The following is a 20008-nucleotide window of genomic DNA, read 5'->3' on the forward strand; positions in this document are numbered from 1 at the left end:
GTAATCGGTACATGCGCCATATCAATTCACTCCTTTCAGCCCCAGGGTAATATCCGCTGTGGGTTTCAGCGTTGCCCGGAAGGTTATTGTTCCATCCCCTGTCTCCAGGTCATATAGGTAGCCAGCTGCCTTATTGATCGCCTTCTGCTGTGCTCTAGTGCAGTTTTCCGGGTAGATGATTCCCTGACCTGGTTTGTCCGTCCCTGTTATCCCTTCCACCGTTACGGTTTGTACGAACGGTGCTTCGGTACCCGTCCAGTTGGCGGCGGGGAGGGTGACGCTTTTTGTTTCCTGGATGCGGTTGACTTCTTCCCCAATCTCCTGAAGCTGCTTAGCCCCAAACTCATCTCCTTGCTGGGTGTATGTAGTCATATCCTCAAAAGACACCGTTCCATCTTCGTTAGTAATCATGTTATATTTTCGGTGTTCTCCCTCAAATACATCGTCTTTCCAGTCCGTTTTCATAGTCTTGCGCCTCCTAACGTAAATGCCAGCCTGCGGCGTCCCGCTATCTGGCCCGTCAGATTGTTATATATCAGCAGGCAGGCAGATTCAATCCGATTAAACTCCGCATAATCCGGAGTCGGCTGGTTTGGATAATAGGTTCTCCGTTCTCCAACTGCAAATGGATAAGTGTTATCACATATGGCTGTCAAATTAGCCTCAATAGCATTGACCTCATCTGCATAGATGTAATCTGAATAACCCTTTTCTTGCCCCATGTCGGCCATTTGAAATCTCTTATACACTTCCAATGCCATCTCACGAAGATAAGACAGATTGCCGATTATACGGTTATAGTCTTCGATGTTAAAATAGTCCGTTGCCTTCCAGTCTGTTTTAGGCGTCTGCCAAGGCACTCTCTCCACCTCCCACTATCTTTTCCAATCTGTCAAGCCGCTCCTCAATATTTTCTACCTTCGCTTTTAGCTTCGGAATATCGGTTGGTGTCCTCTGATTCTGTTTTTCATGGCTTGCATTTTGTTCTCTTGCCATCCTATCCCTCCTGACTTACTGCACGCCGCGCCTTCGCCGTTCCAGACAGCGCCCCATTGAAGGTCAGCTTATGCTCATATATTTGGATCTGTAATCCTTCAACATATTTATTCTCCAGAAAAACGATATCTCCGGAGTCCAGCCGTGGCTCTCCACGGTATCCGATGTCATACTCAATGTTATTCAGGAAATAATTCCCTAACCATTCTGCCTGCAGCTGTGCCAGGGCTTCTTCACTGATCAGTGGATTGCTCCACTCTTCAATTTTTCCTGTTGTGTTAATAGTCTTAGAGCATATCTTTTCAGTGACAATATAGGTCTTTCCTTCAACTATAAATTCATGCTCCCCCGTCAACTCCGATACATCCACCGTCACATAATAACTGCTGCTTTCACTGATCGGAAGAACCATCCCATCAGCCGCAACTGTTACATCATAAGAAGCCTCCGTAAAGTAAAAGGTATACGCAGAGAAATCCGTTACATCTACCATCTCCTGGAAGATGTTCTGTACTTCATCGGTTAGGCTATACAGGCTACGCACCACATCCACTCTGCTGACCTTTTCCTTTTGGATCCCTTTGGGATACTTCGTCATTACGCGGTAATTCATGTTGTAGTCACTTACATCACCAAATACTACAGAATCCACAAAGATGCGGCTGTTTGGCTGCCCTTTTGTAAACTCAAAGGTCATGGTATCGAACTCCGGGAATTCATGCTCAATGAGATTCTCCAATCCGAAGGGATCAGGAACCATATAGCTTTCCTGCAGAGCACCCTCGTAGTAGGTGTGGATCGTCACGCCTTGGGCAGGATTGCTAGAAAAGTTCAGTTTTAAGCTGTAGTAGACCATGGCTGCCTCTAAAATAATTGTAAACTTCGGATTGTTCCCAAAGTTCCCCTCTGCATCCGCTGTGGCCTCTGATACAAACCCCGCTGTCAGATAACTCCCTGAATGCGGCAGGAAGAACATACTTCCATCTGCCAGGCAGTGATTCTGGGACATCGTTGCGTACTCATATTTTGTTACACCATTAATGACAGAAGGGAGACTGCTCCATGGTGTAGCGTCCTCTGACTGCACAATCATCCGCTCTGGGCTAATGACGGTAACAAAGGCAGCTTTTATACAGATAGTTCCTTGCCGGTCTGTATAAATCTTGCACCTTCCAGCATTGGCGATGATCTGCAGGCATTCTTTGTGGGTCACGCAAGGCAGCGGGTTATACACCACAACCTTTTTCAGGTATTCATCCAGATCATATTTCCGCTCATCCAGGCCTGCATCCATAAGCACATCCACGGCCAGATCATAGAGTGTTATCCCCTCCGGGCGGTACAAGCCCTTGTAATAGGTATCATCCAGATCCGTGATCTTGTCTTTTGCGGAAAAGCTCATGGCCTCATCGTCCGCCTCCCAGGCCGACAGGTTACAGACACATCCGTCTATCCAGGTAATTGGCCCACCGTCAACCACCTCATAGCCATACCGGACTGTCACCTCCTGGCCTACTTCCAGGTAATGGATCGCGCTGGCATGGTTCTCCACATCAAACATACGGTTATAATTCTCTACCTGCATGGTAAAGTCGATCGTAGGCAGTTCCTCTGTAATAGGGGATATGTATTCTGCCTTTGTGGACTTTTGGATCTTCTTATTCTCAAAGGAGATACCGATACCCATGAAAATCTTATAAATACGCAGCCTGTCCTGCCCATTAACCATCCTTATAGGAGTGATCAGCAGATAATCCGTACCGTCAAAGATATCTTCTGTTGTCCAGTAGCTTAATGTGTTGCCAGTATATTCCTTTGTGGTAGTCCCATTAGTAATCGCAAAGTCAACCGGATAATTCCTGCCCCAGTTGATGGTCAGACCACGGATATTATAGGTATTTCCAAAATAGAAACAGATACCGCCCAGTATATCAGCAGATATAGCTCCATTATTGTACAGATAGTCTACATTTTCAGGCCGGGGCGGAAATACCATAGAGCCGTCCGCCTTGAACCAGTCCTGCTCCATGGTGGCATATTCCAGTTCTACATCATAATTATCCAGGAGGCGGGTCAGGTTTGAGAGATAGCTGTACCCAGCTCCCTGGTCTTCTGCTACCCAGGAATCCTTTTGGGCAACCTGGTTGATAACGCCGATCGTCGCCAGCATATAGGACTGGTTGCGATATTTTGTATCCATCGCCTGTTTATAGGCGCTTGGCATAGAAAGCATTATTCGATCACCCCGCAGTCTACGATATTGACCTTACAATTCTTGTACTTCGTGGGCATGCCTGCGGCATCAAATTCTATCGGTTCTGCAGTCCGATTCCCTGGATACATCTGGATCGTGATCCAGTCATTATTCACCATATCCGGGATCCTTGCGATGACTACGAAGTTTTTAAACTCCTTCAGCATATCTGACCAGGTTTTTGCATCTAAGAATTTCCACTGGAGGCTATCAAACTTATATTGATCACGCCCAACCTTCTGGCCGACAAACTCGCCATAAGCATTTTTTCCCTGGCTGACATTGGTTGCAACCACCAGCTTTCCGCCCACATCCGGAGCCGGGAACTCCCGGCCATTGATTGTAATAATCGCCATCTATTACCGCCTCCTCTATGTTGTCCTAAGTTTATGCCCGCTACGTGCATCCAGCTCCACCAGTTTTTTCTTGATCTCCCGGATATCAATAGTAACAGTCATATCCATCTGCTCAATCAGATCAACGATATTCTTAAGGAGCTCTACCATTGAGGCAAGGTAATATTCACTCATGCCTCCGCTGCTATTCTGTGTTGCCAACGCTACTGCCCGGTCAACCATCTCCTGCATCTTGTCCTCTGGCGCCACGATCTCACCATAATGCCGGTTATCACCGATCATGGCAAGCTGTGGAGTGTTGGCTCGGACAAAACCGCCCTGGGCCAGGCGTGGGAGGTGTATATTGGGGATTTTGGGGATCAGCTCTGCACCGATTCCTGGTACTTTATCCGCAACCTCATTCACAGCTTCGATCATGGCATTGATGGCATCGATCACACGGTTTGCCATGCTCTCTACGCCATTAATGATCATGTTGATAATGCCTTTAATGTCAGCCCAAATGCCGTCCCAGATCCTTTTGGTTTCCTCTTTCAAGGTATTCCATACCCCAACAACAGAATCCTTCAGATTAGTAAAGGTGGTCTCTGCTGTAATCTTGACAGTATCCCACAGAGTAGAAAGGAAGGACTTGATGCTCTCCCAAACTTCCGATGTGGTTGTTTTTACGTTCTCCCAGGCTGTAGTGATAGCTGTTTTGATGGCCTCGAATATGGAAGATGCCAGCGATTTTATGTTATTCCATTGTGAATTAACAAAGCTTTTGACTGCATTCCATACTAACGTTGTTTTTGTCTGTACAGTGATCCACGTATCACTGATAATATTCTTGATGTTTTCCCATACTTCAAGGGCTTTTGCTTTAACTTCATCCCAGTGCTGATATAACAACACTCCAGCCGCAATTAAACCTGTTATCGCCACAACCACCAGGCCTATTGGACTAGTTAAAAATGCGATTGCTGCACCAAATGCTGTTGTCAATGCCGTAGCTATTGTACATACAGCGTTCCATGCCACAGTTGCCGCTGTCATAGTCCCTTGTGCAACAGCATCTGCCAATTTGGCTGCTGTATTGATTGCAAATTGAGCTGCCTGTTTTGCTAAGGCAGAAACCGTAGACGCAACAGATACCACAAAATCCTTCGCATACAAAGCTACAATTGCTGCTGTCTCTGCTTTGTCAGCAATCTTCGCAGCTGTATTCGCAATCAAAGCTTTAGCATTGGCTAACAGAGCCGCAGTTGCTGCAGCAATAGAGGCAGCCATGCTCTGAAAAATCCCGGCCACGCCTCCAGCATTGATAATAAACTCTCCTAGTTTTACTACTTCCCATGCCGCAAAGAACGCTGCTACTACCGCAGTTATTGCCTCAATAGTGCCTGTATTTTCCAAACACCAGGCTACCACATCTGATAATGCTTGCGCCAATGCATCAAAAACAGGTTTTGCATAGAGATCATAGGCTTTGTTAAGCCCATCAAACATTTTACCCAACAGTTCCTTTATCTTACCGATAATGGGCTGTATGGTATCTAAAATACCTTGAATCGCATTTTTAATAGCATCCTTATTATCAATGATAGGTTTAGTCAGAGCATTTAGGATATCTCTTCCCAGCTTCCCCAGGAGTTCTGTCACCCCCATGAATACTTCGGAAAATATGCCAATGATATCCGCAGTGATCTGTTTTGCGCTGTCACTCCTGAACACAGAGAATATCTTCGCTACAGCACTGGAAAAGTTGCCTGATATTGTGGCAATGCTGCCACCAATATCAAACATGGCTACCAGGTACTCCTGAATCCTCCCGGTATTCTGTTCCAAAAACAGAGCGACTCCGCCGAGGAGATTGTCCGCAATCGTTGCCCCAATACTAGCTACAGATCCTGCTATCTGTCCTAGGCTATAAGCCACCGCATCTGCAAAAGAATTGGCAGCGGCCACCACTTCTGGAGCCGTGAAGATATCCCGCAGGCTGGTTTTGATGCTGTCGATGGAGTTCTGGATGCTGTCAAATACAGAGGTGTCTCCAAAACCATCCCAGAAGCCGGCCTTAAACAAGCTGGACAGCTCCTTGGCCTTGTCGATCAGGCCCTGGTACTTGCTGCCCATCTCATCAGCGGCGGAGGAATCCAGCTCGCCCATATCGAACTGGTCAACCTCATATCCTCCTGCCCCTCCGCCAGAACCGCTGCCGCTGTCGCTGGTGTCGGGATTGATAATGTTAAGCTCATCAATCCCAGTGGTGACGCTCTTCATATCCTTGGCAGCTTTCTTGGCAGCACTTCCTGCCCCTCCTGCAGCCGCCCCTGCTTTATCTGCTGACTGCGCCACGGCCTCCATACCTGCGGCAGCTGCTCCTGCACCGCCTGAGCCCTTCTTGCCAGTGATCAACTCCGTAAAGGCCTTGAACGCGTTTGCCAGACTCATCAGTTTGCCTATGATGGTGTTGATGACCTGAATAACTGGCGTAAGCACATTGATAAGCCCCTGTCCTATCGTTGCTTTTAGGCTGTCAAATTGGAGCTTCAAGACACGTACCTGGTTGGCCCATCCATCGGCGGTCCGGCTGAAATCACCGGCAGACGTACTAAGCTGATCCTGAACGAATTTATACCGTAGGGCCACCTTTTCCATCTCTGACATCTTGGCCGTAGTTTTTCCGAAGCCGTTTGCCAGAGCATAGCTGTCCAGTGCCGTCTGGGTCATAACAACGCCCAGATCCTTAAGACTCTCCGTCTCACCAGTAAACACGGATTTCAGCTTGGTATAAGCTTCATCCTGGCTGATATTGTAGAAGGATGCCACATCGCCTGCTAAGCCGGTCAAGGTAGTGGACATGTCATAGGCTGCCTTTTCTCCAAAGCCAAATGCTTGAGCCATGGCCCCAAAGGTTCCTGTAAACTTCTTCGCCATGGTTTCAGACAGTCCAAACTGGGTTATGGCGTTCTTTGCAAAAGCGTCAACCTGCTTGCTCATCCGCGGGAAGGTAACATCCACCACATTCTGAACTTCTGCCAGATCGGAGCCCAGCTCGATGCACTGTGCTCCGAAATTCACCAGCTTCTTGACCGTAAAGGCCGCAGCAAGGGCCATGCCGGCCTTTTTTGCTGTTGACTGAATACCAGCCATCTGTTTGTCAAAGCTGCCCTTATTTACCACCAGGTCAAGCCCGATCTGACCTACACTGTCCGCTGCCATAAAAATCACCTGCCTCTTTCACATAAGACAGGCACATCGGCACAGCGTCTTAGATTTTTAACTCAAATTCTTTTTTACAATCCCGGTTTTTGCATTTAAAGAAAATGCCCTGACACTTGGCATCCTTTCCCTTTACAGCATTTACCGGATGTCCGCAATATGGGCATCTTACCTTTTCTGTGTTCATAGCTACTTTTTCAATTTTCATTTCCTCCTTTACCCACACAAGGCTGCAAGCATTTTCTCCAGGCCCGCCATCTCTTTTTCAAAAGTAGCCCGTGGCATTTCTTTCACCTGCCTGGCCTGCCATGCATCATAAATCCGGCGCTGATCCACAGTAAAATGCTTTATAACATCCTTGTCCTTCTCTGACCGGATCGCAACCACACGGCCTAACGCAGTATCCGGGGAGAGGCCCGCAAGAAGTGCTTTAAACTCATCCCAGGATACTGACTCAAACTCTTTCGTCCTGATCCTCAACCCGTACTGCGAAAGAAAACTGGAAATGATCAGATCCCAGTCATCAAACAGATCGTAGTACGGGTCACTGCTCTCCCTGGCTGCCTTCCTCCTCACCTGCAATTAACTGGATTGCCTCCTGGACTACGATTACCAAATCTTTAAATGTGAGCTTCAGTTTATTTTCAATTTCATCCTTAGCGCTCTGTGAAAACAACATGCCATAAGCCTCCAGAATCTCCGACATACCCGGATCATCACTTGACAACAGCCCCATCGCCTTAAGCATAGTCGGTGCATCTGCATTGACTTCCAGCTCCCTACCCTTGATAACCAGAACAGGATTACCTTCAAAGCTCAATTTATCTGTAATATCTACTCTCTTTCCCATTGTTTTACCTCCTTATGCTCCTGTAGGCGCTGCTGTAAAGGTTGGTTTACCATAGCAGACTACCTCAAACTCCAGACTGTCAATATTGGTGGTATCTCCACCGCCCGGTGTGGTTACATTTACCACTACATCACACGCCAGTTTTGCTCCGGACACCATCTCCCACTCAAACTTAGTCATGACATCCTGACCGAACTTCCAAGCAAGTCCAGCAATATAATCATTACCTGTATCTCCTACGGAGCGCTTGCCCTTAAAGGAAAAACTTAACTTCTTGCCAGTCATGGATGCCTTAGCCCAGCCTTTTGCGTCCATGGCATACCACTCTTCCAGTGTTCCATCAATAGACGGGGCAAAATTCTCCAGATCTTTCGGCATTACCATCTGCTCATCTGTGCTCTCCAGGCCATTTGTTCCGAACTTAAATACATTGTTATGTACTGGATACACTTTTCCTGCTGTTTCTGCCATTCCCTACTCCTCACTTTCTTTGATAGATAAAATCCAGCCAGATCACATATTCATACACCCCATCATCGTCCGTCCCTACATCTACCGGTTGCGGCACTTGCAGGATCAGGAATCTGACTTCGGTATCGCCTATCATCAGACTGGATTCATTTAATAGTTTCTCATACAGCTCATAGGCAGCTTCTTCTGTCTCTGACACACTTTTATTCCAATGCACGAGCAGAGAAATTGGACGAGTGCCATAACTGGTACGGCCCAAACCTCCCAGTGCAATCTGCACCGGGCCGTCTGTCTTTCGGTTGTATACGCCGATGGACTTCTGTTTCTTGTTATCCAGCTTGCCTATGTAGACATTGCAGTCGGCAGCGATCTCCAGGCCGGAGATGTACTGCCGGATATCTTTTAAAGTCAGCATCATACACCTCCCAGCCGCTTGTAGAACTGTTTAAAAGCTCTCTGAGCAAAATCTGAGTGCTTCCCACCCGGAAGCCAGCCCTTATACCATTCCCCACCGGCATTTGGATTCTCCTTTTTATCGAAATTATATTCCGGATGATAATAAAGGCGTCTGGCGTAGGGCGTACTGGAAACCAGCGTTACCTTCCCCTGCGCTGAATTGCTGTAATCCACGAAGGTGCTTTCATTTTGCAGATTGCCAGTTCGGAATGGGAAAGCCTGTGCCTGCACCACTTCTGTGTGCACTGCCTCCGCTGTAAGCTCCAACGCTTTCACAGCCGCATCCGTCAGCTCCCTGATCCGCGGCATATTCATCTTCACTGTTGACTTTACCTGCATCAAACCACCTCCAGTTGACAGTAGTTTACTGTTCCGTCCGGGTTCCTGGCCTTCATGCCCTGCTCAATGCGCCGCTCCCGACCAAACACTGTCACTGTGCCGCCGCTAATAGCTGGAAAGTCAGGGGCGATATCGCCACAGAACATAGCCACGCCCGTTATCTGCACCAGCTTCTTTTCCGCAGTCAGAATAGTTTTGGCCTTGTCCTGGAAGTTGCACATCAGGTCAAGGTCAAGCACTCGTACCGGCTCCCCTAGGTTAGAAATCTCCTCAGATTCCAAATGGACACGTATCGGCGTCCTGCAAAGCCTTTTGGGCACTAAATCAGGGTATTTCATAGGTCACCTCGCTAACCGGCAACACAGGCCTGTCTGAGCTAGTAGTGCATACACATCCTTTTTCATGGCAATGCCCTTGTCTGTGTATACATTCCAGGAGCTGCCAAACTGTACCGAAGCACCATTCAAGCTGTACCCCGACAGGACTGTATCAATCATGTCGGCGTTTTCGTGCTCAAAATCAGCCTGCTGGCAGACCACTTCCTGAATGACTTCCTGCTGAAATGGCGTCAGATTAGAAAATCCCCGGCCCACAATGCGGTTGTAGGTCAGGGAATCAATGTGGCGGCTTGCTACTCTCAAATGCTGCTCCAACTCTTCCTCGGGCACTGCGCTGCCCTTATACGTTTCCAGATAATACTGAGGGGTTACGTAAGGCTCGTAAGCCATAAGCCCACCTCCTACGCTCCCGTATATTCTGTGGTATCCACATCCACATAGATACTGTCGATCTTGCCATCGCGGCCATTGGGGAACACAAACACATCAGACAGGCTGCGGTTCTGATACAGGTAGCCGTCTCCCTTAGTATGAGCACCCGGAGAGAAGTAATAAATGCTGGAAATCTTAGGGACGATCTTACATGTCTGCCCGCAGGCCACCAATACATTAATCTTATGGGCACCAGTCACCGCCTCAACCCCTTCTGCTGCAGCAACCTTCTTGTAAGGAACAAAACCACCCTCTGCAGGCTCCCAGTCAAACGCATCATAGAAGCGCTCATCATCAATTACTTCCATGATCGGAACGCCATCGATATCCGTCACCCTGGTTTCAATGCCCAGGCCGCCTTCTGCAATTTGAGTCATCTCAATCTTGCGTGTAAACTCTGTGGACTGCTCTAAAGCATCCATAATGGCGCTGGTAACATACATAATCAAAGAACCATTGGCTTTGTATCGGCGCAGCTTACCCTTGGCAAGGATATCCTTCAGTTTTCCGAATACGTTTGCTTTCGTATAGGTAGATGCCGCCGTACTGGAGAAATAACCTGCTGTTGCCTGGGCCTTCTGGGCTACCTTGGAAAAGAACAGCGCATCCGTCTCCGGCACAACCTGGGTCTGCTCAAAAGTACGGGAAATGTTCTGGATGGATGCTGTTGCATTCGTCTCATCTACATCCGCCTTATCAACCAGAAACTCAATATCCCGGTCATGGGTCAGTGTGAACGGCACATCTGTCTGAGTGTAGGTGCCGCTGTTCCATCCGCCGTTACGGCTGTGGTTCTTATAACCGCTGGTGCTCATCTGGGTGAAATGGAAGGTTTTGGCATCCAGCCAACGGACGTTACTTGTTACGAATGGGGAAGTTAGCGTCCCCTGCATGAGGATTTCCAGGAGCTCCGGCTCCCAAACCTGTGCATAGTTCAAATTCGGCATATCTTATGCCCTCCTTTCAATTAGTTGTTGAATCGGTTCCATCGTTTTGTTGCAACGGAGGCCTGCGGTGCCGTTGTGGTCTGCTGGGCCTGCTGGGAAGAGCCCCCCGCCGCTCCTACCTGAGTAAAGCCAGTCACTCCTGCTGCCTGCGGCTTTAAGGCCGGCACATCCTCCAGCACCTTATTCAGCGCAGCTTTCAAGGTCTCCTCATTGATCTTCCCATCCTGCCCCATTACCTGGCTTAAATCAGCCATCTTAAGGACATAGGGAATAGTTTTTGCGTCAATACCAAGGGCTACTGCTGCCATAGTTGCCGCACTCTGTATCTGGGCCTGTTGGGCCGCTGCCTGCGCCTGGGTAAGCTGGGCCTGCATCGCTCCCACATCCGGCTGGTTCGCGGCCTGCTGCTGTTTAAAGGCTGCGATTGCCTGATCGGCCTGCTCTTTGGTTAAACCCTGCTGCTTAAAATAACCCTTCAGGACGCTTTCTTCTGTTGCGGCCTGCTTCCCTTCCAGGATCTGGGCAATACGGTCATAGTCAATGGCCGAGGGCTGCGTCTGCTGTGTGGCTGCTGCCTGCTGGCCTTGTGCCGATGTGCCTCCTCCCCCTCCTGTGCCGCCAGCTCCGCCGCCTCCCTGGCCTCCTTCAGCTTCATAAAATGGCATTAATCGTCTTAACCTCATAATTTCAATCTCCTTTCACAGTTGTAAGAGTGTCTCTCTAAAAACAGTTTTATGGGTGTCTCCCTGGACAGTTGGTAACAGTGTGTCTCACCGTAGTTTTGAGCCTTCGGGCATAAAAATAACACCCAGGACTTGCCTGCGTGCCTACTCCTCGATTTTGTCACATTTTACACATCGCCTCACCTCCTCTGTTGCGATATCGCAAATGGACACAAAAATACCACCTACCATTACTGGCTGGTGGCTTTTACTGCTCTCTCTTTAATTCTACTATTTCTTCGTGCAGTCTCTTTTTCCATTCACTGACCGGCAAAGGGTTCATTAAATCAATGCCTGCCGGCTTCCCCGTTAAGTCATAATATTCTTTCCTTAACGCAGCCAATTCCTGATCCTTCTTAATCTCGTCCATGTATTTTTTACTGAACATTTTACTCTCCCAACAATTTTATAAATGCCTGATGCAATTCCGGAAGCTCTTTCTGTATAAATTCTACACTTTCATCTCCGCCATTATAAAAAACAGCGAAAGTATCAGCAAATACTTCCATCTCCTTGTTGCCCAACTGCTGTATGTAATCCAGATCATGATAAGCAGCGCCTCTGATCTCGTTATGTGTTACAGAAGCAATAATATCACTTATGAGTTCATTATACTCCAGTTTACCACCAGGTGCAAACAAAGATTGATAATATTCTTTTTCAAGCAGTAATCGGTCGGATAACTCCACCAGCGCAGTAGAAAACTCCGAATTCATTGGACTTCCAAGCTCATTAAAATCAATCCTGTGGGCAATTTCATGGATCATAATTGCCGCCGGATCATAATGTTCATATTGAACATGATTGGGGTTCACTACTACCGCATCCAGATCCGGATGATAAGCAAAAGCATCTGGTGCATTTTCATCAATGATCGTAAACTCATCAGCAGTATATTGATCCACCATCTCTGCCATTCGCGGTGGCGTATCTTTTCTGTGCGCCTTGATATCATCAGTAGCAGCAAAGTGTTGACCTGCCTTTGCATCCCACGCCTTGAATCTTTGTTCATAAAGTTTTTTATTCTCCTGATCTAACGAATACTCCGCCAGTCTCCCATATTTCTCCGCCTGCCGTTCCGCATACTGTTGTCTGGCCTCCTTCTTATTGGCCTTCCCGACTGCTTCAAGCTCTTCCTCCGTCCACGTATCATCCGCTGTGGAAATACCGGGAAAATAAGTGGTGTGGCTATCCTTGCATCGCGGATGATACAAGCCAGCAGCTACAGCTGTACTCATAAGCGGATAAGGCCCATCTCCTTTCTTACCATTGGACCATACATCATCAATTAAAACCTTGCCACAGAACGGCAGGCACTTAGGGCATGGGTTTCCACGCTTATTGACAATCACCGTGGATATCCCCCACTCCTGCCGCTTCTCTCCCTCACCTGCTAGGTAAGCTCTCTTGCTAGCTGTCCGAATTGCCATATCTGCGTAATCGGAAAGCGTGTGCCGGGCGCCATTGGCATACACAATGCAGTTCAGTCCACGGGAGAGCATGTCCTTTGTTGCCATGTCTACAGCCTTTTCATAGGTTCCCGCTCCAGTATTAGCGTACACCTGAGCATTAAAAATGGCCTTTCGGTACTGGTCATTGGCCATCCGCAGAACTGCTGTCTCTGCCGTCTCCATATCGTGGGTAGTGGCCTCGATCAGGGCCTCCAGCTTGCGGTCATTCAGCCGGAAAAACTCTGCGGTCATGGCCTTGTGCGCCTGGGACTTGTTCCGCCCATGCACTTTATAGCCCTTCTTGATTGCCTGAAGAATCCTGATCTCCTGCTGCATATTGCCCTGCCGCCTGGCCTTTCGAATCAGAACATCTATCTCCCTGTTGATCTTTGTGAACTGCTTGCCATACTTCTTCTGATTCTCGCGCTTGTATTTTTCCATGGCCTTCAGCTGTTCCGCCTGCCACATGGACCACTCAATGCCCTCTCTGGTTTCCTCTACCCGGTGCCGCTTCATGTTGCGGATCATGGAAGCGATCAGCTCATCCTCTATGGCCTGGAACGCAGCAGTGATGTCGTACTCATCCAGAGGAATCACCTCCCATTTGCATGTACCTTAAATCCCTGGCTCTTAAATTGCCTCTGCAGCGTCTTCAACTGGGTTATGCTGGTACATTTATCACACCGCAGCTCCGCATACCCCTGTTTTTCAACAGCGTAAATTCCAAATGGTACCTGCTCACTTGCCACTTTCAAAAGCCCCTGGTATTCCTTCTGGCTCATTCTGTACACCCGGTTCATTACTTTGACCTGCATCCAGTGCTCCCTCCTTCACATTCAGCTGGAAACCGCCCGATGAAAGGTTCACTCCGGGATCCTCCATCTCGACAATACCCTGCTCCGCCTTTAACCGCGCAATCTCCTCTTTCTTCCACTCTTCGTCCTTACTGTCTCCGTAAAGTTCCTCTACCTGGGCCTCAACACTCATAATCGCTACTCCAGGCCGGGCCTTTGCCAGTGTCTCTACCTGGCTCTCAAAAGAAGGGTTAGCGTATTCACCAAAAGGAATATCCACCTTCACTTCTTCCACAGCCTTGCCATTCAGGATGTTATAGGCGTTGATGGCTGCGCTTACCAATTCTGGCAGCGTCTCCTGCAGAGCCTCCACAATAGCGTTTCTGGTGTACAGGGTTGCTTTCTCCTTCTCCCGCTGGGCCTCGGCATTGTCCAGCTTCTTTATGTCAATACCCAGGGTGGACGGGCTGATCACTCCCTGAAGGCATAAATCCAGCGCCGTACAGTAGGAGGCCAGATAGCTGTCGTGAGGGATCGTAGGCTGTTCTGTATCAATCTGATTCTTTGCTCCTTCCGACATATCCGAATCTCCTTTGATATATCGGTTGTCAAATGCATTGGGCTTTAATATCTGCCCTGTCTCCGGATCACGTGGGATTAGACATTCCGGTATGTAAGTTTTTGCCCTGCCTGCCCGCAGAGCATCCATCCATTGGGACCAGACCTCGTCAAATGCATCGAAACTGTCCAGCTTGCCATCAAAAACAGAGCCTCCGCGGCCCTCATATTTGGTTGACTCATATATTTTTAATGGCACGGCCAAAATGACAGCCTTATCAAAGGTCCAGCCAGACGGCAAAGCTTCTGTATCCTTGATAGTCTTTAAGTCCACCATCTTCTCTCCCTGATACAGCTCATTGGTGATGTGGCCGAATCCGTACCGTTCATTCAGTACATACTGTTTGCCCTTGACGTCATACGGCGTCTTAAAGATGATCTCCCTTATCCGGCCCCTGCGGCGCACAATTTCAATCCGCTCTCCCGGATACCATTCCAGAATAGGGTACTCACTGGCCTCTGTGTCGATTGTCACCTTGAAGGCACCATCACCGATGTACAGCACCTCTTTCAGAGCCCCCTCCATCTGTTTGGAGAACTTATTATCTTTGGCGATCTCCTCCCACAGCCTGCGCTGCTGCTCATTGCCTCCAAAGTCAAAATCGTTCATGTCATTCAGCACAATAGCTACCAGAATACGGACGATCAGCCCCGGCAACCCTGTGTGAATCTTACGCATCTCCATGCCTGCCGTGCATTTGCTGGCCCAGAACTTATATTTATCTGTCCATTCGGGATCCTGGCTGTAATATTGCTCCAGCCAGCTGCTATCACCACAATACCAAATGCGGTTACGGATCGCATTGGCCTCAAAATCCCGCGAATCATATATTTGTATGCAGCGTGGGCCTCCTGATGTCACATTCAGCCAACTGCAGATGCTCCTCTTGATATTTTCATTCAATGTCGATAGCCACCTCATTTCTTTTCATCCTCCTCAAAACCTATCAAAGTCTTATATGGGATCCACGCATACTGATTGGCATTTATAGTGTGATCGTTCCGATCCTCTGGCTCGTCCTTCTCTTCATCCCAGGAATAGTGCTCCAGTTCTCCCAGATGCTCCGTACATGTCTCTACAACCAGATAGCACCCCTGTTGGATCCAGCCCAGCTGCAGCTTGATGCGGTCCAGAATCCCCAGCTTTTTATAGGCGTCCCAAAAGCTGTACAGGCAGCCATGCAAGCGCTTGTACTTCCGGAGCTCTGTAATGGTTGCCTGATCCGCCGAATCCACATATACGTCCTTTGCAAAGCCCCAATCCTTGCGGCACTGCTCCAGGAAGGCCACAAGCTTCACTGCTGTGTCGCTGGGAGCCAACGGCGTGTCCAGTTCCTTGTTGCTGTAAACCTTTTCGGCCAGAGTGATCAGCTTCCTGTCCTCCGTGATTCCCTGGAAGATCATTGCGATAGTATCAGGTGACTTACTAGAGTAGGATGTGTCAAGGCCTGCTGTGAATTTCTTAAATTTCAGCTTGCCATCTCTTACCTGCTGCTTCACCCATGCCGCAGTAACCACATGCTTTCTGCGGTCAAAATTAGGGAAGATCAGTCCCGTTGCCTTCCCCCGCAAGCCCCGGATCTTGTTCTTCCAGATCTTCGTCCCCTTCGGCGTATTCTGGATGATCTGCTTCAGTTTCTCTTTCGGAAGGCCCAGGTTGTGGACAAAAGAAAAGAACCAATGCACCCAGCCAGGCTTTGGTTCTTCTCTTAATTCGTCTTTGATTTCCTGCGGCGTTTCATGCTCCCACTCTGGCAGAGGCCGGGAACAGTTAATATACTCCTTATACACATCCAGGTTAGGATCGTCCGGATTAAGCGTAGCCATCAGATAATCGCAGCGCATAGCAGCCTCGCGAACAAAGTCAATGTCCGCAGTGTTGATCTCATCGATATAGAGGCAGCCATACTGGCCACCCAGGGCATCCTTCCATTTTCGCTTGTTGCCATAGCCAACCACAAAGATGATCTTATCTCCATTGGATGTATGAAAGAGCAGATGCGGCATCTTGTACTCGCCGGATCCGTTGCCCTTATATTCCACCAGGACTCCGAAGTCATCCAGAATGCCCAGATCCTTGTTGATGATGTTCTTCTCGGCAGCCCCCGTATCATCGGCAGCCAGAATGTGCAGCTTCTTTGGGGACTGCGCCACCTTAAGCATGAATTTAAACAGGCCTACTGTTGTTTTGCCGGCTGCCGTGGTGCCTTCCAGGAACTCAACTGGGGCGTTGCAGCGGAGAAATGCCTTATACTTCTCTGACAGCAGCAGTCTCTCGGCACTCATTATCCACCACCACGCATCTGCTGGAGGAGATCGTCCAGCTTAGTTTTCTCATTCTCCAGGCTGCTGGACAGCTCCACCTTGTCCTTGAACATGCCCAGGTGCTTCCCCAGAAGCTCCAGGGCCTTAAGCTTATCCGCCATTTTAATCTCGCGCTCCAGGCCATCCTCGCCGAAGGTTTTGACTTTCACAGACTGAATGGCAGCAGTGTCCTCCGGGGAAGCATCTGCTTTTATTGTAGCGGTTTTATGATCGATCACATCAACCGCATTAACGAAAGCAATCTTCGCCAGCTCCATAACCACTCGATCAGCATTGACGCCTGTGCGTTTGGAGCGTTCGGCCATGGCCTTGTCTATTTGTGCGCGGATGTTGGGTTTTGCTAGGTTTTCACACCCTATGTCCTTTGCAGTGGCAGGTGAATACCCCGCCCGGATGGCGGCCTGAGTGGCATTCAGATCAATCAGGTATTCTTCTATGAATCTTTTTTGTTTTGCTGTCAATCAAGCCCACCTCCTCACCTTCCAATCCGGCCTGTTTTTACATAAAAAGAGATGACAATTAAGTCATCTCTTGTAATTATCCATTCTTATTCACAGTTTTTCTTCCTTTTTTGAATTATTTCCAAGTAATCTTCATAAAATGCCTTCCTTAATTCTGTTTGATTAATCTGGTTGTATATCATTTGGGTAAAACACCATAAAATTATTGCGATAGAAAGCACACCAGCACCCCAAATAAGCAATCCTTCCCATTTGTCATTCAAAAACTCTAATTTTGAAATTTCACCAATAATCGTTGGTATTGACGAACCAAGCATTGCTACAATAAACGGTATAAAATACGAAAGAGAAAGTTTGTCTCCCATATCAGAAACTCTTTTCCTAAGACATAAAAATCTTTCAAATTCCGTCAACTGATCGTCTAAATCTGCGATATTTTCTAAAACATGTTCTCTCCATCTATCATACCTATAAATCTCAGGTTTTTTACGAAAACGTATAATTTAGTGTGCCAAAAACCTAAATCGCCGCACACAAACCTATACGTTTCAAATTCTTTGTTTAAATTGCGCTTTAATTTCTTATTCCAATAATTCATATACTCTTTCTGCACATTCACAGCCCCCTATTTTTCTTTCATCATACACCAAAATTCGGCAAAAGAAAAGCCCCCACACCAGCGAGGACTAATCCCAAAGGAGAAAATATCAAAGGCATCTTGTGAAATCAACTCCCCGGCTGTAACCCCTGGGAGCCGCGCCGCCAGATTGGGGATCCGGCGGCTGAAATGACGGAAAAGGTAAAAGCCGCTGGCCGTTGTGCCTTTGGCTTCAGTATACACTATAGCATTTTTAAAACGAACAGTGTGAACAAATCGAACAAACTTTAATCATGCGGCCATAAATCTTTCATATTCCATTCTCACCCCATCCGCGGTAGCCTTTCTTCCCATCCTCCTGGCAACCTCTGACCACGATTTTTTCTCAAATATACGATATTTGATGATGCGCTGCATCCTTTGGGGAATCGTATTCATCCAAGCCTCCACCTGAATCTTTATCGCCCCTGCGTCTGTTTTCCGTTGCTCTAAGATCTTCTCCTGCTCTTCAACGCTTCTCGGATCACGAATAACTGAATACGCAATCCCCTCCACATGGAAGCTCTGCGCAGTATAAGGGAACTCAGGAGAAGATCCTTTTACAACATCCTGCTCAATTCTCTTGCGCTGGCGCTTCAGTTTCCGTATTTCATCCTCAGTCTCCTTGATCAACGCACAAGCATCTATGTATTGCTCTAAAATGTGCTTGTCCATCGGTATCACCTCCTCGCCCTGATAGCTCTCTCCGGCATCTCCCGCAGTTCCGGATCCGGACACAGTGGCGTATACGCGTAAGCCGGCATCCTAACCGAATGTGTCTGTGGCTTAGGCCCACGAAGCGTCTCTTCATCCTCTGCCGCAATTGCCTTTTTTCTTCCCAACTGACTGACTTTGCGCTGGGCCGCACTTATCCTCACTTTTATCCTCCTCCCTATGTATCATCCACCTGATCACCGCCGCACAGATCGCGCTGCCGGTGATGATTATGATTGCTGCCTGTATCATTATGCTGCCTCCTCCGAATTTCAGTTTTCATAATTATCCTTAATATTCTGGTTCCTTACACAACAGCTGCATTTCTGATGTCTTTTTCCAAGCCACTTACACCCTTTGCAATTCATCATCCGGTAATCATTCAGAGCCGCCTCGCTCCACCAACCGCATCCAATACTGGAATCAAGAAAGTATGGTGCTCGTCTCGATTCATCTACGCTTTCAATTGTAGCTTTTGCAAGGAATGTATCTCCTACTTTGTACTTCGCCATCCTGCTACCTCCTCAAATCTTAATTTTGCAGGTACCGGCTCCCGGCTTTGGCTCTTGCCCAATTAACGGCCCCTGCTGCCGTCCGCTTGTGGTAGCGGCGCACCCGTTAGGATCCCGACCTGTTATCCGCTCTCCCTCTTTTTTATTGTCTACCAGGTTTTTGCTCCTGGGGTTTTATAGTGCGTCTCCGACACTCCCCGTATTGCCGATAGGGCAGCACTTTTTAAATTTCAGTTTAGTCTGTCAAGCGGGCAGTTTTCACCTTCCCTAATTTTGCTGCACAGATATTCTTCATCTGCAGTATCACGAAACTTACAGTAATTATCGCAGATCTCTTCAGATACCTCCGCTAATACTTCTGCTAACATTTCTTTAATGCTTTTTTTCATACATTTCCTCCTCTAAATCAAGATTTTCTACATAACCCAAGCTTCCGGCGGCAGAGCATCTGTATACCTGTCCCACTCCTTGGATTCTTTGCTCCAGTCTCTCCGGCTCCATTCATCTTTACTCGCTTCTTCATACAGTCTGTTGATCTCTGTCACTGCTTGCAAATACCCGGTATTCTGATCTCGGAGTATGTCGATTGCAGCTTTCAAATTGTCATACCGATTTCTCAATCCAATGTATGCATGATAGATCTTAAAACACTGCCTTGCAGCTGCGATCAGGTTATCTTTGGTCATCACCTTAAGTTTCTTTTTGGCTTCATCTTCTGCGAAGCGGTCTAAGCAGGAGATCCCAAAATAATCCCCTTCGTATGCATCGTATCCCAGGATCCCTCCGTACGTATTTCCTGCCCCGGCGGCCACGAAGAAAATATCAAAACATTCCGGCACCCATTCCTCGTTCAGATCTCCACTCATCCGATCGCACTCGGCGCAGAGATCCGCAAAAGCCATCCGAAATTCATAGGCTTCATCTTCGTCTCCGTCCAGCGCATTGATAAGAGAGTCCTCACCGTCTTCGGAGTCTGTATACCATCGGACATTTTCGCATTCTTCCTGGATTTCCCACAGCTCCTGCTGTATGAAATTCAGGTTCAGATCCCGTACAATCGGCTTTTTATATCGCAATTGCCGAGCTTTGTACCGCTTTGTTTCTTCTGCATCAATCATTATGCCATCTCCT

Annotated in this window: 28 protein-coding genes; all 28 read right to left on the minus strand. The window is 48.0% G+C overall.

Annotated elements, in window-relative coordinates:
• Positions 1-21: 21 nt before the first annotated feature.
• On the minus strand, positions 22-465 hold the full coding sequence (locus LIZ87_RS18820; protein ID WP_227148792.1) for a hypothetical protein: 444 nt from the start codon (positions 463-465) through the stop codon (positions 22-24).
• A complete protein-coding gene (locus LIZ87_RS18825) occupies positions 462-860 on the minus strand; it encodes a hypothetical protein (protein WP_227148793.1) in 399 nt (132 codons plus the stop codon). Before LIZ87_RS18825 ends, LIZ87_RS18820 begins: the two co-directional genes overlap by 4 nt.
• On the minus strand, positions 841-996 hold the full coding sequence (locus LIZ87_RS18830; protein WP_227148794.1) for a hypothetical protein: 156 nt from the start codon (positions 994-996) through the stop codon (positions 841-843). The genes LIZ87_RS18825 and LIZ87_RS18830 overlap by 20 nt, the downstream gene beginning before the upstream one ends.
• Position 997: 1 nt before the next feature.
• Complete coding sequence (locus LIZ87_RS18835; protein WP_227148795.1) at positions 998-3196, minus strand: hypothetical protein; 2199 nt, start codon at positions 3194-3196, stop codon at positions 998-1000.
• A 32-nt stretch (positions 3197-3228) separates the two neighbouring features.
• Positions 3229-3606: a hypothetical protein gene (locus tag LIZ87_RS18840; RefSeq protein WP_227148796.1), complete on the minus strand. Its 378-nt coding sequence runs from the start codon at positions 3604-3606 to the stop codon at positions 3229-3231.
• A 15-nt stretch (positions 3607-3621) separates the two neighbouring features.
• Positions 3622-6810, minus strand: a complete 3189-nt coding sequence (locus LIZ87_RS18845; protein ID WP_227148797.1) for a hypothetical protein — start codon at positions 6808-6810, stop codon at positions 3622-3624.
• A 49-nt stretch (positions 6811-6859) separates the two neighbouring features.
• On the minus strand, positions 6860-7018 hold the full coding sequence (locus LIZ87_RS18850) for a hypothetical protein (protein ID WP_227148798.1): 159 nt from the start codon (positions 7016-7018) through the stop codon (positions 6860-6862).
• Between the two features lie 8 nt (positions 7019-7026).
• Complete coding sequence (locus tag LIZ87_RS18855; protein WP_319638598.1) at positions 7027-7341, minus strand: Gp15 family bacteriophage protein; 315 nt, start codon at positions 7339-7341, stop codon at positions 7027-7029.
• A 13-nt stretch (positions 7342-7354) separates the two neighbouring features.
• Complete coding sequence (locus LIZ87_RS18860; protein ID WP_227148799.1) at positions 7355-7660, minus strand: hypothetical protein; 306 nt, start codon at positions 7658-7660, stop codon at positions 7355-7357.
• Between the two features lie 12 nt (positions 7661-7672).
• Positions 7673-8131: a phage tail tube protein gene (locus tag LIZ87_RS18865; RefSeq protein ID WP_227148800.1), complete on the minus strand. Its 459-nt coding sequence runs from the start codon at positions 8129-8131 to the stop codon at positions 7673-7675.
• A 10-nt stretch (positions 8132-8141) separates the two neighbouring features.
• Positions 8142-8546, minus strand: a complete 405-nt coding sequence (locus tag LIZ87_RS18870) for a minor capsid protein (protein ID WP_227148801.1) — start codon at positions 8544-8546, stop codon at positions 8142-8144.
• Positions 8546-8926, minus strand: a complete 381-nt coding sequence (locus LIZ87_RS18875; RefSeq protein WP_227148802.1) for a hypothetical protein — start codon at positions 8924-8926, stop codon at positions 8546-8548. Before LIZ87_RS18875 ends, LIZ87_RS18870 begins: the two co-directional genes overlap by 1 nt.
• Positions 8926-9264, minus strand: coding sequence for a hypothetical protein (locus LIZ87_RS18880; protein WP_227148803.1), 339 nt, complete (start codon positions 9262-9264; stop codon positions 8926-8928). The genes LIZ87_RS18875 and LIZ87_RS18880 overlap by 1 nt, the downstream gene beginning before the upstream one ends.
• A 3-nt stretch (positions 9265-9267) precedes the next feature.
• On the minus strand, positions 9268-9654 hold the full coding sequence (locus LIZ87_RS18885) for a hypothetical protein (protein WP_227148804.1): 387 nt from the start codon (positions 9652-9654) through the stop codon (positions 9268-9270).
• 11 nt (positions 9655-9665) lie between these two features.
• Entirely contained in the window at positions 9666-10643 is a 978-nt protein-coding gene (locus LIZ87_RS18890) for a phage capsid protein (protein ID WP_227148805.1), read from the minus strand.
• Positions 10644-10663: 20 nt separating this feature from the next.
• The gene (locus LIZ87_RS18895) at positions 10664-11326 is read right to left on the minus strand and encodes a hypothetical protein (protein ID WP_227148806.1); all 663 of its coding nucleotides are present in this window, start codon (positions 11324-11326) and stop codon (positions 10664-10666) included.
• 247 nt (positions 11327-11573) lie between these two features.
• Complete coding sequence (locus tag LIZ87_RS18900) at positions 11574-11753, minus strand: hypothetical protein (protein ID WP_227148807.1); 180 nt, start codon at positions 11751-11753, stop codon at positions 11574-11576.
• Position 11754: 1 nt separating this feature from the next.
• The gene (locus LIZ87_RS18905) at positions 11755-13410 is read right to left on the minus strand and encodes a phage minor capsid protein (protein ID WP_227148825.1); all 1656 of its coding nucleotides are present in this window, start codon (positions 13408-13410) and stop codon (positions 11755-11757) included.
• Positions 13410-13598: a hypothetical protein gene (locus LIZ87_RS18910; protein WP_227148808.1), complete on the minus strand. Its 189-nt coding sequence runs from the start codon at positions 13596-13598 to the stop codon at positions 13410-13412. The genes LIZ87_RS18905 and LIZ87_RS18910 overlap by 1 nt, the downstream gene beginning before the upstream one ends.
• Positions 13555-15150 (minus strand): capsid protein, encoded by a 1596-nt coding sequence (locus LIZ87_RS18915; protein WP_227148809.1) that lies wholly within the window; start codon positions 15148-15150, stop codon positions 13555-13557. Before LIZ87_RS18915 ends, LIZ87_RS18910 begins: the two co-directional genes overlap by 44 nt.
• Positions 15147-16514, minus strand: a complete 1368-nt coding sequence (locus LIZ87_RS18920; RefSeq protein ID WP_227148810.1) for a terminase — start codon at positions 16512-16514, stop codon at positions 15147-15149. The genes LIZ87_RS18915 and LIZ87_RS18920 overlap by 4 nt, the downstream gene beginning before the upstream one ends.
• On the minus strand, positions 16514-17014 hold the full coding sequence (locus tag LIZ87_RS18925) for a terminase small subunit (protein WP_227148811.1): 501 nt from the start codon (positions 17012-17014) through the stop codon (positions 16514-16516). The genes LIZ87_RS18920 and LIZ87_RS18925 overlap by 1 nt, the downstream gene beginning before the upstream one ends.
• Before the next feature lie 86 nt (positions 17015-17100).
• Positions 17101-17427 (minus strand): hypothetical protein, encoded by a 327-nt coding sequence (locus LIZ87_RS18930; protein ID WP_227148812.1) that lies wholly within the window; start codon positions 17425-17427, stop codon positions 17101-17103.
• Between the two features lie 476 nt (positions 17428-17903).
• On the minus strand, positions 17904-18389 hold the full coding sequence (locus LIZ87_RS18935) for an RNA polymerase subunit sigma-70 (RefSeq protein ID WP_319638597.1): 486 nt from the start codon (positions 18387-18389) through the stop codon (positions 17904-17906).
• Between the two features lie 69 nt (positions 18390-18458).
• On the minus strand, positions 18459-18617 hold the full coding sequence (locus LIZ87_RS18940; RefSeq protein WP_227148813.1) for a hypothetical protein: 159 nt from the start codon (positions 18615-18617) through the stop codon (positions 18459-18461).
• 20 nt (positions 18618-18637) lie between these two features.
• Positions 18638-18877, minus strand: a complete 240-nt coding sequence (locus tag LIZ87_RS18945; RefSeq protein WP_227148814.1) for a hypothetical protein — start codon at positions 18875-18877, stop codon at positions 18638-18640.
• Between the two features lie 230 nt (positions 18878-19107).
• The gene (locus LIZ87_RS18950; protein ID WP_227148815.1) at positions 19108-19266 is read right to left on the minus strand and encodes a hypothetical protein; all 159 of its coding nucleotides are present in this window, start codon (positions 19264-19266) and stop codon (positions 19108-19110) included.
• A 27-nt stretch (positions 19267-19293) separates the two neighbouring features.
• On the minus strand, positions 19294-19995 hold the full coding sequence (locus LIZ87_RS18955) for a hypothetical protein (protein ID WP_227148816.1): 702 nt from the start codon (positions 19993-19995) through the stop codon (positions 19294-19296).
• Between the last annotated feature and the right edge of the window lie 13 nt (positions 19996-20008).

This window comes from Lacrimispora sp. 210928-DFI.3.58, from assembly GCF_020554865.1.
Lineage (GTDB): Bacteria > Bacillota > Clostridia > Lachnospirales > Lachnospiraceae > Enterocloster.

What these genes read in the sequence shown, in the direction of transcription:
- LIZ87_RS18870 (WP_227148801.1), bottom strand. Translation starts at nt 8,546, where the DNA reads ATGCTGACTTTAAAAGATATCCGGCAGTACATCTCCGGCCTGGAGATC.
- LIZ87_RS18895 (WP_227148806.1), bottom strand. Translation starts at nt 11,326, where the DNA reads ATGAGGTTAAGACGATTAATGCCATTTTATGAAGCTGAAGGAGGCCAG.
- LIZ87_RS18920 (WP_227148810.1), bottom strand. Translation starts at nt 16,514, where the DNA reads ATGAGTGCCGAGAGACTGCTGCTGTCAGAGAAGTATAAGGCATTTCTC.
- LIZ87_RS18940 (WP_227148813.1), bottom strand. Translation starts at nt 18,617, where the DNA reads ATGATACAGGCAGCAATCATAATCATCACCGGCAGCGCGATCTGTGCG.
- LIZ87_RS18820 (WP_227148792.1), bottom strand. Translation starts at nt 465, where the DNA reads ATGAAAACGGACTGGAAAGACGATGTATTTGAGGGAGAACACCGAAAA.
- LIZ87_RS18915 (WP_227148809.1), bottom strand. Translation starts at nt 15,150, where the DNA reads ATGAGGTGGCTATCGACATTGAATGAAAATATCAAGAGGAGCATCTGC.
- LIZ87_RS18950 (WP_227148815.1), bottom strand. Translation starts at nt 19,266, where the DNA reads ATGAAAAAAAGCATTAAAGAAATGTTAGCAGAAGTATTAGCGGAGGTA.
- LIZ87_RS18900 (WP_227148807.1), bottom strand. Translation starts at nt 11,753, where the DNA reads ATGTTCAGTAAAAAATACATGGACGAGATTAAGAAGGATCAGGAATTG.
- LIZ87_RS18860 (WP_227148799.1), bottom strand. Translation starts at nt 7,660, where the DNA reads ATGGGAAAGAGAGTAGATATTACAGATAAATTGAGCTTTGAAGGTAAT.
- LIZ87_RS18875 (WP_227148802.1), bottom strand. Translation starts at nt 8,926, where the DNA reads ATGCAGGTAAAGTCAACAGTGAAGATGAATATGCCGCGGATCAGGGAG.
- LIZ87_RS18880 (WP_227148803.1), bottom strand. Translation starts at nt 9,264, where the DNA reads ATGAAATACCCTGATTTAGTGCCCAAAAGGCTTTGCAGGACGCCGATA.
- LIZ87_RS18955 (WP_227148816.1), bottom strand. Translation starts at nt 19,995, where the DNA reads ATGATTGATGCAGAAGAAACAAAGCGGTACAAAGCTCGGCAATTGCGA.
- LIZ87_RS18890 (WP_227148805.1), bottom strand. Translation starts at nt 10,643, where the DNA reads ATGCCGAATTTGAACTATGCACAGGTTTGGGAGCCGGAGCTCCTGGAA.
- LIZ87_RS18840 (WP_227148796.1), bottom strand. Translation starts at nt 3,606, where the DNA reads ATGGCGATTATTACAATCAATGGCCGGGAGTTCCCGGCTCCGGATGTG.
- LIZ87_RS18865 (WP_227148800.1), bottom strand. Translation starts at nt 8,131, where the DNA reads ATGGCAGAAACAGCAGGAAAAGTGTATCCAGTACATAACAATGTATTT.
- LIZ87_RS18835 (WP_227148795.1), bottom strand. Translation starts at nt 3,196, where the DNA reads ATGGATACAAAATATCGCAACCAGTCCTATATGCTGGCGACGATCGGC.
- LIZ87_RS18885 (WP_227148804.1), bottom strand. Translation starts at nt 9,654, where the DNA reads ATGGCTTACGAGCCTTACGTAACCCCTCAGTATTATCTGGAAACGTAT.
- LIZ87_RS18850 (WP_227148798.1), bottom strand. Translation starts at nt 7,018, where the DNA reads ATGAAAATTGAAAAAGTAGCTATGAACACAGAAAAGGTAAGATGCCCA.
- LIZ87_RS18945 (WP_227148814.1), bottom strand. Translation starts at nt 18,877, where the DNA reads ATGGCGAAGTACAAAGTAGGAGATACATTCCTTGCAAAAGCTACAATT.
- LIZ87_RS18845 (WP_227148797.1), bottom strand. Translation starts at nt 6,810, where the DNA reads ATGGCAGCGGACAGTGTAGGTCAGATCGGGCTTGACCTGGTGGTAAAT.
- LIZ87_RS18830 (WP_227148794.1), bottom strand. Translation starts at nt 996, where the DNA reads ATGGCAAGAGAACAAAATGCAAGCCATGAAAAACAGAATCAGAGGACA.
- LIZ87_RS18910 (WP_227148808.1), bottom strand. Translation starts at nt 13,598, where the DNA reads ATGAGCCAGAAGGAATACCAGGGGCTTTTGAAAGTGGCAAGTGAGCAG.